The sequence below is a fragment of the Rhodococcus sp. 06-1460-1B genome, from assembly GCF_002258475.1.
Taxonomy (GTDB): Bacteria; Actinomycetota; Actinomycetes; order Mycobacteriales; family Mycobacteriaceae; genus Rhodococcoides; species Rhodococcoides fascians.
Window position 1 is genome coordinate 239,932 of the sequence record NZ_NOYS01000033.1, and the last position, 11,454, is coordinate 251,385.

The following is an 11,454-nucleotide window of genomic DNA, read 5'->3' on the forward strand; positions in this document are numbered from 1 at the left end:
ACTATTAAACATGCGCGAGGTGGGTCTGTCACCTTTTCTACCAACAAACCTTCGGATGCGTAGGTTTGTCCATCGATCCCGAACCGGATGCTGGTACAGCTCATAAGTGTCCCCGTGCGGCGTTGTGATACAACAACATTCAAAGTGTCACCATGTTTTCACCAACATTCACCTCCGGCGTCTCGCCTGCCGAGACCCTGCCGATCGCGGCCCGCCGGTACTGTCGTCTCTCGTGAAGTTCCTACCGCTCACGCCCAACGGCGAGACTCCCGTCCGCGCGCTGACGATCGCCGGAACCGACTCCGGCGGCGGTGCCGGAATCCAGGCGGACAGTCGCACGATGGCCATGTTGGGCGTGCACGCATGTGTTGCCGTCGCGGCGGTGACGGTCCAGAACACCGTCGGCGTGACGGGCTTCCACGAGATCCCGCCGGAGATCGTCGCGGCTCAGGTTCGCTCGGTGGTATCGGACATCGGCGTCGGCGCAGCGAAGACCGGGATGCTGGCGTCCACCGCGATCATCGAGGCGGTCACGGCCGTGTGCACCGAGGTGGGTATCGGCCGCGACCACCCGGTGCCGCTCGTCGTCGACCCGGTGTGCGCGTCCATGCATGGTGACCCCCTACTGCACGCCGAGGCGCTCGACGCCATCCGGCACACGCTGTTTCCCATCGCCTCGCTGGTGACTCCCAACCTCGACGAGGTTCGGTTGATCACCGGCATCGATGTCGTCGACGACGCCGGCGCGCGTCGCGCCGCCGAGGCGCTGCACGGATTGGGCGCGCAATGGGCCCTGGTCAAGGGCGGTCACCTCCGCACCTCGACCCACAGCACCGATCTACTGTTCGACGGCGACACCTTCCTCGAATTCACCAGCGAACGCATCGACACCGGCAACGATCACGGCGGCGGCGACACCCTCGCGGCCTCGATCGCGTCGGCGCTGGCCCACGGATACTCGATGCCCGACGCGGTAGCGTTCGGCAAGGAATGGGTCACCCGTTGCCTGGCCGCGTCCTACGACCTCGGTGCGGGCCACGGCCCGGTGTCACCGCTGTGGCGACTGCACGAGTCGGAGGATGCGTAGGTCGTCGGGTGCGCCCTTGATCTTCGGAGCGAAGAAGCTGCGCCGATAAGGCTTGGCGACCACGTGCAACGCGTCGAGCACCTCCGGTGACACGGCGTCGAGTGCGGCGGCCGAGATCATGATGTTGCCGTTTCCGCCGGTCTGCATGACCCGCGCTGCGACGGTGACGTCGACACCGAGCCAGTCGGAACCGACCTGACGCGGGCTTCCGGTGTGGATTCCGACGCGCATCGTCGGGGTGTAGCCGTCGACGTCCACGCTGGTGAGGGCCTCGCGCGCCGCGAGAACGGCGTCCACGGCTTTGCCCGCATCGGCGAACACGGCCATGATGCCGTCGCCCAGCCGTTTCACGACGTGACCGCCGCGGAACACGACCTCGGGTTCGACGGCTTTGGAGACTTTGCGGAGCAACGTCAATGTGGCGGTATCGCCGGCGCGCAGTGACCACGACGAGAATCCGACGAGATCGGTGAAGACGATCGTGACGTCCTCGTCGCCGCGGCCCCGACCGGCTCGCTCGAGGATGGCCTGCCACACCTGCAGGGCACCGAGGCCGAGTTCGCGGGAGGCACCCGGTTCGTCGTCGAGTCCGTTCGCTGCCAGGAACCGATCCGCCACCCGCGCGACGGCCAGTGCGCGTCCCGGACCGTCGATCGACAGCGGATCACCGAACGTGGGGTCACCGGGTAATGCGCGACGCACACGCCGAACCGCCCCGACGACGGTGGGCGCTCGGTTGGTGGTGCGGACCCACTCCACCACCGAGGAGACGACTGCGTTCACAGCATCGAGCGTAACTCACGGTTACACATACTTCCCTTACCCTTCGGCGCGTGCGGCCTCGCGCGCAGCCCCGACCGGTACTCCGTTGGGGCCTTCCACCGACTGCGCGTAGACACCGATGCCGTACGCCACGGCGGCACCGTTCTTCGCCAGCGCCGCGCGGTCGACGTTCGCCAGGGTGTCCTGATCGGTGTGGTAATTCTCGTCGAACGTCTGATCGGCCGTGCCACCCCACTTCGCGGCCTGCTCGGCGGTCTTGTTCTCGTCCGCGCCGCTGAAGACGCCGCCTGCGGGGATGCCGACCTCGATGAACGGCCCGTAGTCGGATCGACCGTCGAAATCCGTACCGTCGACGGCGATACCGTCGGCCGCCAAATGCTCGACGAACGTGCGCTCGATGGCGTCGGATCCGGCCGGTCCCGCGGGCTCACCGACCTGGTCGGAGTCGTCGCCGTCGTAGGCGAGGTAGCCGGGGTTGTGCGAGCCGATCATGTCGAAGTTCAAGTACAGCGCAATGTTTCGCTTATCCTCGTCGGACAGGCCCTCGACGTACTTGGTCGAACCGACGAGCCCGTTCTCCTCGGCACCCCAGAATGCGAACCGGACCGCGTTGGTCACCTCGGGCGCACTACCCATCTGCAGAGCAGTCTCGAGCACGGCGGCGGTGCCGGTGCCGTTGTCGTTGATGCCCGGGCCCTCGGGGACGCTGTCGAGGTGGGCACCCGCGACCACCACGTTCTCGGTCGAGCCAGTGGTGGTCTGCGCGATGATGTTGCGGCTCGTGGTCGACTCGGTCGTCGTGACGAGAGTCAACGTGACCTCGGGGGCCGCGAGGACCGCTGCCCCGTCCTCCTGGCTGACACCGCCGGTCGGAATCTTCGCGGTCTCGGAATCACCGAGCGTTCCCGAATCCAGTGGTCCGGGTTCGTTGTTGACGATGATCGCTGCTGCCGCACCCAATTCGGCGGCGACGGTCTGCTTCGCACCGAACGGGCACACCCCTCGCGGCACGACTGCCACCGCTCCCGTCAGGTCGAGACCGGCGTAATCGGCTGCCTCGCACCCGTCTGCCCCGGCGGGAGCGCCGACGACGCGTGCGGTGATCCCCTCGGCGGACGTGGTGGGCGAGTAGCTGAGCGCGAACACCGGAATCTCGGTGCCCGCGAGCGAGAGGGTTTGCGTCTGCGCCTCGAAGGTGTCGAAATCGAATTCGGGAGTGGTGACGTCGAATCCGGCCGATTCCAGTTGGGAGACAACGTAATCGACACTCGCGTCGTATCCGGCAGTCCCGGCCGCGCGGTTACCGTCGTGCGCGGCGGCGATGTCCTCTAATTCCTGCAGGTGCCCGACGAGGGCATCCTCGGTGACCGCTTCCGACAGTCCGGCCCCGTCGGGTGTCGCGAAAACTCTGGCCGGTTCCTCGTCCCCCGTACCGGAGGAGGACGAGCAACCGGCCAGAATCAGGACAGTGACGGCGCTACCTGCAAGCAAGGAAATCCGCATAGCGGACACCCTACCCAGGCAGGTGTCAGGCGTCCCGGCGATTGACGACGAACACTGCCACTCCGAAGATCACCGCGGTGAAGACGACGAAGTAGATCAGGCTGCCGAGGGGTCCCCAGTGGAAGTCCGTTCCCGCGGATCCGCCGAGGAAATGGTCGGCGTTCTTGAACGGCAGGAACGGCTGAATCTTCTCGCCGACCTTCGGGATGATCCCGACGAGGTTCTCGATGAGCAACGGCCACAACAACAACACGGCGATGGCACCGGCGGACTGGCGAATCAGCGCACCCACGGCGACGGCCAGAACGATCTGCACGAACGCCAGAACTGCGGTGCCGTAGACGACGCGCCAGGTGCCATCGACGTCGAAGCTCAGCAATGCGCCGGCTTCCTCACCGGCGATGGATTTGGCCAGGAACAACGCGCCGAAGGCCAGAACCAACGACAGCACGGCCCCGTACACGCCGACGATCAGTGCCTTCGCACCGAGCACCGAGGCCCGGTTGGTGATCGCCTGGAATGTGGTTCGGATCAGGCCGAAGCGGTATTCGCTGGTGACGGTGAGTGCACCGAGGATCATCAGCACCATGATGCCGAGTCCGCCGACGCCGCTGCCGACGACGTCGTATGCGGTGGTCGGTGGCAGACCTTCCGGCGCATCCGGGCCGACGGCGGTCTTTGCGGCCCAACCCAGGATGGCTCCGAACCCGAGGCCGAAGACCACCACGATCGCGCTGCACCACCACGGCGACTTGGTCGAGGTGAACTTGATTCTTTCTGCTGCCAAGACGCCCATCAGAGTGCACCGCCCATTGCTTGCTGAGTGTTCTGGTCTTCGGCTCCCGAGCCGTGATATTGCACTGTGTCTCCGGTGAGTTTCATGAATGCTTCCTCGAGCGAGCCGCGCTGAGAGGCCAACTCGTGCAATGTGATTCCGGCCCGGCCGGCGAGGTCACCGATCGCGTCGGTGGTGGAGTTCAGCACGACGAGCGAGGGCTGCAGTTCGTCGGACTTGTCCGGCTCACGCACCGTGAGCCCGGCGGTGGTCAGCACCTGACGCAGGCCGTCGAGTTGTGGGCTGCGCACGCGTACCGAGGCCTCGGAGGCATGGTCGATGAATTCCTGCACCGAGGAATCCGAGATCAGCTTGCCGCGTCCGATGACGATGAGGTGTTCGGCCGTCTGCGCCATCTCCGAGAGCAGGTGGCTCGACACCAGGACCGTGCGGCCCTCGGCTGCCAAGCGCTGCATGAACTTTCGGATCCAGACGATGCCCTCGGGATCGAGTCCGTTGACCGGTTCGTCGAACAGCAACACCTTGGGGTCACCGAGAAGAGCGCCGGCGAGACCGAGCCGCTGCGACATGCCGAGCGAGAATCCGCCCGCATTCTTCTTCGCTACCTCGGACAGGCCCACCAGCCGCAGCACCTCGTCGACGCGGGACTTGGGGATGCCGTTGGAGGCGGCCATCCATTCCAGATGCGCACGCGCAGACCGGTTGGGGTGCACCCACTTGGCGTCGAGCAGAGCGCCGACGGTACGCAGTGGCTGCTTCAGGTGGCTGTAGCTCTTGCCCTCGATGGTCGCCGTCCCCGAGGTGGGGCGGTCGAGCCCGAGAATCATTCGCATCGTGGTGGACTTGCCCGCACCGTTCGGTCCGAGAAAGCCGGTCACGATGCCGGGTTTGATGGTGAAGGTGAGGTTGTCGACCGCCGTCACCGCTCCGTACTGCTTGGTCAGTCCTGTCACTTCGATCATGGGACAACTGTCCCCGATCGACGGCGTCTCCACATCGCCCCACAGTCGCGACTTGCATCATCCTTTTGGATGACACAGACCCTGAGACAGCGAAGGCCTGGCTGGGTCGTGCGGTGCATAAGCGCGGCCGCAAATGCGCGCGCGTTTGCCAGATGCGCGGGGATTCGCCCTTGTTTTCGCCACTATTCTCCGCGCGTTTCGCAAACGCGCGCGCGTTTGCGAAATACGCAGCACCGAACAAAGGGCTGCGCCGCCGACGCAGCCGCTACATCGGCGAGCTGGCCTGCGCCCAGAATCGTTTCGGGATGCGGCCTGCATGTCGGGCCTGGTAACCCGCGGCCACTGCATGGCGCATCGCCGACGCCATCAGCGCCGGATCCTTGGCGCGTGTCACTGCGGTCGCGAGCAGCACTGCGTCGCAGCCGAGTTCCATCGCGAGGGTGGCGTCACTGGCGGTGCCGATGCCCGCGTCGAGGATCACCGGCACCCCTGCGGCCTCGACGATCATCTCGATGTTGTGCGGGTTGGCGATGCCGAGGCCGGTGCCGATGGGTGAGCCGAGCGGCATGACGGCAACGCAGCCGATGTCTTCGAGACGCTTGGCCAGTACCGGGTCGTCGGTGGTGTACGGCAGCACCTGGAAACCGTCGTCGACGAGTTGCTCTGCGGCCTTGACCAATTCGATGGCGTCGGGCAGCAGGGTACGCTCGTCGGCGATCACTTCGAGTTTCACCCAGTCGGTCTCGAGCGCCTCGCGGCCGAGCTGCGCGGTGAGCACGGCCTCGGCCGATCCTCGACACCCCGCGGTGTTGGGCAGCGGGGCGATGTTCAACCGGCGCAGCAGATCGAGCACTCCCGTCCCACCCGTGGCGTCGACGCGGCGCATCGCGACGGTGGTCAGTTCGGTGCCCGACGCGACGAGCGCTTCCTCGAGGACGGCGAGGTTGGCCGCTCCCCCGGTGCCGGTGATGAGCCGGGACGTGAAGGTGCGATCGGCGATGGTGAGTGCGCTAGCCACCCTGAACCGCCGTGAGAACGTCGATGGTCCAACCCTTTTGGACGTCGGTGGTGCCCCATCGACTCTTGGGCAGCACGGAACCGTCGACGGCGACGGCAATGCCTTTCTCGGGCAAGCCGAGGAATTCGAGCAGCCGACGCATGGTCATGTCCTCGGTGAGCAGGTGATCCTCGCCGTTGACGGTGATCCCGATGGCAACCTGGGTCATGGTGTCCTTTCGATCTGTGAGAAGCGTTCGGGTGTGGCTGCTTTCGCCTCGGGCAGTGTCTCGCCCGAAACGAGAGCGGCGACGGCGTCGGCGGTGATCGGCGCGAGCAGAATGCCGTTGCGCCCGTGCCCGGTAGCGACGATCACGTCGTCGGCGAGTCTGCCGATCAACGGCAGTCCGTCGGGGCTCATCGGCCGTAATCCTGCAGCAGTTTCGTACAGTTCGTACTCGCCGATACTCGGCATGAGTCGTTCGGCGTCGGCGATCAGGTCTCGTACCCCCGCCACGGTGACCTGGGTGTCCTCACCGGATTCGTATTGTGTTGCGCCGACGACCAATCCGTCGCCGCGTGGCACCAGGTACACGGGTCGGCCGTGCACGGTTCCGCGGATCGTGCGGTGCGGTGGCGGTGCGGCGCTGGGCCGGCGACGCAGCCGCAGGATCTCGCCTTTCACCGGCCTGACCGGCAGCGTCGGCCACAGTGCGGCGCAGCGAGAACCGGCGGCCAGGACCACCTGATCGGCGTCGGGAATTGCGTCGACCGAGGTTGCCACGAACTCCACTCCGGCGTCGAGACATCCCTGCTCGAGCGCGGTAACCAGGGCCCGATTGTCGACGGACAGCTCGGTCGGTGCCAACAACCCGAGCCGAATGTTCTGCGCCAATTCAGGTTCGAGTTCACGCACCTGCGCGCGGCCGAGAATCTCGAGCTCGTGTCCCTGCTCGCCCACCCATTCGGCGATCGTGCGCAGGTCGGTGGCGTCGGCGGAGTCGAGGGCAACCGTCATCGATCCGGTGGCCGAGAACACCGACGGGCCGGGAAGGCGTCCGGCGAAGTCCGGCCACCGTGCGAGCGACGCGGCACCGAGCCGTAGAAGTTCGTGTTCACCGGGCCACCCCTCGGACAGCGGGGCCAGCATGCCGCCGGCGACCCACGACGCGCCTCGACCCAGCGCAGGATCGTGCACCACCACCCGGTGGCCGTCCTCCGCCAGTCGTAGTGCCGTCGACAGCCCGATGACGCCTCCGCCGATAACGACGATATGCACGCGATTCACGTCCTCACTCCCTGCGCCCGCATGATCGGGTTCAGGTATTGACGGTAAGGGCGGCGAACCCACTCTCAGCCCCACGATCCTCGGGACTCCCGCGATATGTCGGCCACTCCGTCGTCGGTCGCGGCTGCCATGAGAATACAGTTCGTTTCGTGCACCCAACTCAGACCGTCCGCAACCAGACTCCTCGCGAGCGTCTTGCGTCCGCTCGCCTCTACCTGTGTACCGATGCCCGACGCGACAAGGGCGATCTCGCGCAGTTCGCCGAGGCCGCGTTGTCCGGTGGCGTCGACATCATCCAGCTGCGTGACAAGAACTCCGCCGGCGAGCGCCAGTTCGGGCCGCTCGAGGCCAAGGACGAGCTCGCTGCGCTGGCGATTCTGCTCGCGGCCACCAAACGCCACGGCGCCTTGCTGGCCGTCAACGACCGCGCGGATCTGGCGCTGGCGTCCGGTGCCGATGTCCTGCATCTGGGCCAGGGCGACCTGCCCGTGCACTACGCGCGCCAGATCCTCGGCCCGGATGTGGTGATCGGACGCTCGACGCAGAACCGCGCGCAGTCCTCGCTCGCCGCGATCGAGGACGGCGTCGACTACTTCGCCGTCGGGCCGGTGTGGCCGACGCCCACCAAGCCCAACCGCTCGGCCGCCGGCCTGGAAACTCTGCGGGCTACCGCGGATGCGTTGCCGGAGCGGCCGTGGTTCGCCATCGGCGGCGTCGACGCGACCAATGTGGATCAGGTTCGAGCGGCGGGAGCCGAGCGCATCGTGGTCGTTCGGGCGATCACCGAAGCACGCGATCCGCAGGCAGCCGCACGCGCGCTGGTACAAGCTCTACAGAACTGACGTCACAGCCAGGCGAGCACGGCAGACGGCGAGAGCACGTGCACCGCGCCGGGCAGTCGATTCTGGAGTCCGCGGTCGGCGGTGACCAGTGCGGTCAGGTCTGTCGATCGGTGGGCCTGATCGGTGAGGGTGTCGTCGCCGGTGCCGTCCGCGAGGATCACCGGGATGCGCGGATCGTCGACAACGGCGTCGCGCGCTTGCCCCTCGAGCACGGCCTCGATGCGGGTGAGCCAGCCGTACTGGCCGCTGGGTAGTTCCACCGTGCGCGGCAGTGTCGCGGCCAGCGACGTCAACAGTGCGCCGGTCGAGCCGGCGCGGTCCTTCCACCAGCCGTCGGGCCGGGAGCCGAGAACGTTGGCGGTGTCGAGCAGTACGCGCAGCGGCTCGGTACGCAGCGACGGCCAGCTCGACGCGAAACCCGGGTGCAGTGGCAGCTCGCCGACGATGGACTCCGGCACCCACCGCAGTTCCGTGCTCTCGCCGTTCGGGACGGTGGCCAGCGGGTGATCGGTGTCGGCGATGACCGTGGTGTACGACCAACCGCTCGGGACTGCGGCGGTGACACGCTCGCTGCGCACGCTCAACTGCTCGGCCGAGATACCGGCTTCCTCGTGCGCCTCGCGGACCGCGGCGTGCTCGGTGCTCTCGTGCGAATCGCGAGCCCCGCCCGGCAGGGCCCACGTTCCGCCCTGATGACTCCACAAGGCGCGGTGCTGCAGCAACACCATCGGTTCGCCCGCATCGGAAGGCGCACGGAGCAGCAGACCGGCGGCACCGTGCTTGCCCCAGTGCCGAGAACCGTTCTCACCGATCACCCAACCGTCCCCGTCACCGCGCATGCTCCCCACCCTAGGTGAACCGCCTCGCCGCAGTGTCTGTGCTGTAGTGGCTGCAGTGCGGTCCGCCTGCTTATATGCTCGATGCGTGATCGCGGCCGGCATTACTCCCTCTGCTGCCGTCCCCCCGACAACGGCACCCCACGTCGGTGCCGCTGCAGGCAAGCCACCGGTTCGATACACGATGCGTTCGACGCCTGCGCGGTTGGTCGCGATGGGTACCGCGCTGGTCGTCCTGGCGCTGACGGTCGGAAATCTCGCGTCCACGGCGGTGACCGATCGAGTCGACACTCTCGGGACACTGCTGGTGCGCACCGAGCCGTTCGCCAACTCGGCTCAGAATCTCTACGGTGCCCTGTCGGTGGCCGACGCGGCGGCCGCGTCGGCATTCATCGCCGGTGGGCTCGAGCAACCAGAAGTACGTGACCGGTACTCGCAGGCTTTGGGTGAGGCGTCGTCGGAATTGATCGCCGCGTCCGCCGGGGTCACCGACAAGGACGAGGCCACCAGCGCGGTGCTGACGCAGATCGCTACCGGGTTGCCGGTGTACAGCGGGCTGGTCGAGACGGCGCGAGCGAATAATCGCAGCGGGAACCCGGTGGGTGCGGCATATCTCGGCGAGGCGTCGACGATGATGCAGTCCAGCCTGTTGCCGCTGGCCGAGAAGTTGTACACCGAGCAGGCCTCCCGCGTCTCGGCCGATCAGGAGAGGTTCACCAGTCCCCCGTACTTCGCGATCGGGTCGGTGGTGTTCCTGTTGCTGATGACCGGTCTCGCTCAGTGGTATCTGTCCCGGACGACTCGTCGCACACTGAATGTCGGTTTTCTCGGTGCCACGGCCGCGCTGGCCGGCTTGCTCGGGTGGATGTTGGTGGTGGGGTTGATCTCGTCGATCGCCACCGACCGCGCTATCGACCGCGGGGTGGCGCCGCTGAAGTCCTACACGACGGGGTTCATTCTGGCCCAGCAGGCCAGGGCGGACGAGACACTCGACCTGGCCCGGCGCGGTGGCAGTCAGGATTACGGACAGTCGTTCGCCGGCAACGTCTCTCGGCTCGAGGACATGTTCGAGGGCGACCCCGAGGTGACCGAGGCCCTGAACAACTGGTCGGCCTCGCATGCGCGCATCGATTCGGCGCTCGAGGTCGGCGACTTCAACGGTGCGGTGTCGATAGCGACCGGATCGGGTGATTCGGATTCGGCGGCCGCGTTCAATGCTCTCGACAGTGTGCTGGTCGACGGGATCGACAGTGCCCGAAGCGAACTGCGCTCCAACATCGACCGATCGGTCTGGGTCCTGTCGGGTTTGTCGAACGGCGCGTACGTGCTGACGGTCCTGGCGTCGGTGGCGTTCGGTGTCGGCCTGTTCCCGAGGTTGCGTGAGTACCTGTGAAGCGCCTGCTGGCCGCCGGCCTCGTTGCGACCGCCCTGCTCGTCGGGTGCTCGCCGCCGGAAAGAATTGCGGCACAGACCGATACGACGTTCACCGAACCCCCTCTCCCCGACGGTGCCACCGTCGCAGCTCGGCCCACCGAAACACCGGCGGACGACGAGTGCGCCCGCCCCACGGCCAGTCTGCGGCCGCTACCGACCGGCACCGACGTGCCACTGCCTCCGCAGCCGACCATCGATGCACTCCGCGCCAAGGGTCGCCTCGTCGTCGGCCTCGACACGGGCAGCAACCTTTTCAGCTTTCGCGACCCCATGACCGGGCAGCTGGTCGGGTTCGACGTCGACATCGCTCGGGAGATCTCACGCGACCTGTTCGGAGACCCGAACCGGTTGGACTTCCGAATTCTCACGTCCGCACAGCGCCTCGAAGCTTTGCAGGACTCGACGGTGGACATCGTGGTGAAAACCATGACGATCACGTGCGCCCGGCGTAAGGACGTCCAGTTCTCCACCGTGTACTTCCAAGCGCAGCACCGAGTTCTGGTGGTACAGGGCTCGGGTATCCGTGGGGTCGGGGATCTGGCGGGCAAGCGGGTGTGCGCGGTGGAGGGCACCACGTCGCTGCGTCGCCTGCAGCGGGTGCAACCGGCGGCAACCGTGGTGACGGTGCCCATGTGGTCGGATTGCCTGGTGGTACTGCAACAACGACAGGTCGACGCCATCAGCACCGACGACGCCATCCTGGCCGGACTTGCCGCACAGGACCCGTACCTCGAGATCGTCGGCGACAGTCTGAGCCCGGAACCGTACGGCGTGGGCATCAACAAGAAGAACGAGGATCTCGTGCGCTTCGTCAACGGAACGTTGGCACGCATCAGGTCCGACGGCACCTGGAACCGCATCTACAACAAATGGCTGACGGTGCTCGGCCCCTCCCCCGGTCCACCCACCGCGTCGTACAGCGATTAG

12 protein-coding genes are annotated in these 11,454 nt (G+C 66.6%); 4 read left to right on the top strand and 8 right to left on the bottom strand.

All coding sequences use genetic code 11. The annotated features are described in order from the left end of the window. The first annotated feature begins 232 nt into the window (after nt 1-232). A complete protein-coding gene (gene thiD / locus CH268_RS19445) occupies nt 233-1,087 on the top strand; it encodes a bifunctional hydroxymethylpyrimidine kinase/phosphomethylpyrimidine kinase (RefSeq protein ID WP_032365126.1) in 855 nt (284 codons plus the stop codon). On the opposite strand, the gene CH268_RS19450 is transcribed toward thiD, so the two are convergent. The 7 genes from CH268_RS19450 to thiO all read right to left on the bottom strand — a co-directional run bounded on the left by CH268_RS19450 (nt 1,049) and on the right by thiO (nt 7,406). Further along, the gene (locus CH268_RS19450; protein ID WP_094665617.1) at nt 1,049-1,870 is read right to left on the bottom strand and encodes an adenylate/guanylate cyclase domain-containing protein; all 822 of its coding nucleotides are present in this window, start codon (nt 1,868-1,870) and stop codon (nt 1,049-1,051) included. The genes thiD and CH268_RS19450 overlap by 39 nt on opposite strands. Nucleotides 1,871-1,906: 36 nt before the next feature. Further along, nucleotides 1,907-3,373, bottom strand: a complete 1,467-nt coding sequence (locus tag CH268_RS19455; protein WP_032369836.1) for a M28 family peptidase — start codon at nt 3,371-3,373, stop codon at nt 1,907-1,909. A 25-nt stretch (nt 3,374-3,398) separates the two neighbouring features. After that, the gene (locus CH268_RS19460; RefSeq protein ID WP_094665618.1) at nt 3,399-4,169 is read right to left on the bottom strand and encodes an ABC transporter permease; all 771 of its coding nucleotides are present in this window, start codon (nt 4,167-4,169) and stop codon (nt 3,399-3,401) included. Next, nucleotides 4,169-5,131 carry an ABC transporter ATP-binding protein gene (locus CH268_RS19465; RefSeq protein ID WP_027498484.1) on the bottom strand — a complete coding sequence of 321 codons (963 nt, stop codon included), beginning with the start codon at nt 5,129-5,131 and terminating at the stop codon, nt 4,169-4,171. The genes CH268_RS19460 and CH268_RS19465 overlap by 1 nt, the downstream gene beginning before the upstream one ends. Before the next feature lie 265 nt (nt 5,132-5,396). Then, nucleotides 5,397-6,149 carry a thiazole synthase gene (locus tag CH268_RS19470; protein WP_094665619.1) on the bottom strand — a complete coding sequence of 251 codons (753 nt, stop codon included), beginning with the start codon at nt 6,147-6,149 and terminating at the stop codon, nt 5,397-5,399. Beyond that, nucleotides 6,142-6,357 (bottom strand): sulfur carrier protein ThiS, encoded by a 216-nt coding sequence (thiS, locus tag CH268_RS19475; protein ID WP_094665620.1) that lies wholly within the window; start codon nt 6,355-6,357, stop codon nt 6,142-6,144. The genes CH268_RS19470 and thiS overlap by 8 nt, the downstream gene beginning before the upstream one ends. Then, nucleotides 6,354-7,406: a glycine oxidase ThiO gene (gene thiO / locus CH268_RS19480; protein WP_094665708.1), complete on the bottom strand. Its 1,053-nt coding sequence runs from the start codon at nt 7,404-7,406 to the stop codon at nt 6,354-6,356. The genes thiS and thiO overlap by 4 nt, the downstream gene beginning before the upstream one ends. 158 nt (nt 7,407-7,564) lie before the next feature. Between thiO and thiE the strand changes: the two genes are divergently transcribed. Continuing rightward, nucleotides 7,565-8,257, top strand: a complete 693-nt coding sequence (gene thiE, locus CH268_RS19485) for a thiamine phosphate synthase (RefSeq protein WP_027498488.1) — start codon at nt 7,565-7,567, stop codon at nt 8,255-8,257. A gap of 2 nt (nt 8,258-8,259) precedes the next feature. Here the strand turns inward: thiE and CH268_RS19490 are convergent, their stop codons facing one another. Further along, nucleotides 8,260-9,096 carry an NUDIX hydrolase gene (locus tag CH268_RS19490; protein ID WP_027498489.1) on the bottom strand — a complete coding sequence of 279 codons (837 nt, stop codon included), beginning with the start codon at nt 9,094-9,096 and terminating at the stop codon, nt 8,260-8,262. Nucleotides 9,097-9,181: 85 nt separating this feature from the next. On the opposite strand from CH268_RS19490, the gene CH268_RS19495 reads away from it, so the two are divergent. Together CH268_RS19495 and CH268_RS19500 are read left to right on the top strand one after the other, a co-directional pair. Continuing rightward, nucleotides 9,182-10,486 (top strand): hypothetical protein, encoded by a 1,305-nt coding sequence (locus tag CH268_RS19495; protein ID WP_094665621.1) that lies wholly within the window; start codon nt 9,182-9,184, stop codon nt 10,484-10,486. Further along, a complete protein-coding gene (locus tag CH268_RS19500) occupies nt 10,483-11,454 on the top strand; it encodes a glutamate ABC transporter substrate-binding protein (protein ID WP_032382242.1) in 972 nt (323 codons plus the stop codon). Before CH268_RS19495 ends, CH268_RS19500 begins: the two co-directional genes overlap by 4 nt.

Excerpts from the sequence above, each read along its gene's own strand:
- CH268_RS19455 (WP_032369836.1), bottom strand. The coding sequence starts at position 3,373 with ATGCGGATTTCCTTGCTTGCAGGTAGCGCCGTCACTGTCCTGATTCTG.
- CH268_RS19460 (WP_094665618.1), bottom strand. The coding sequence starts at position 4,169 with ATGGGCGTCTTGGCAGCAGAAAGAATCAAGTTCACCTCGACCAAGTCG.
- CH268_RS19465 (WP_027498484.1), bottom strand. The coding sequence starts at position 5,131 with ATGATCGAAGTGACAGGACTGACCAAGCAGTACGGAGCGGTGACGGCG.
- thiS (WP_094665620.1), bottom strand. The coding sequence starts at position 6,357 with ATGACCCAGGTTGCCATCGGGATCACCGTCAACGGCGAGGATCACCTG.
- CH268_RS19490 (WP_027498489.1), bottom strand. The coding sequence starts at position 9,096 with ATGCGCGGTGACGGGGACGGTTGGGTGATCGGTGAGAACGGTTCTCGG.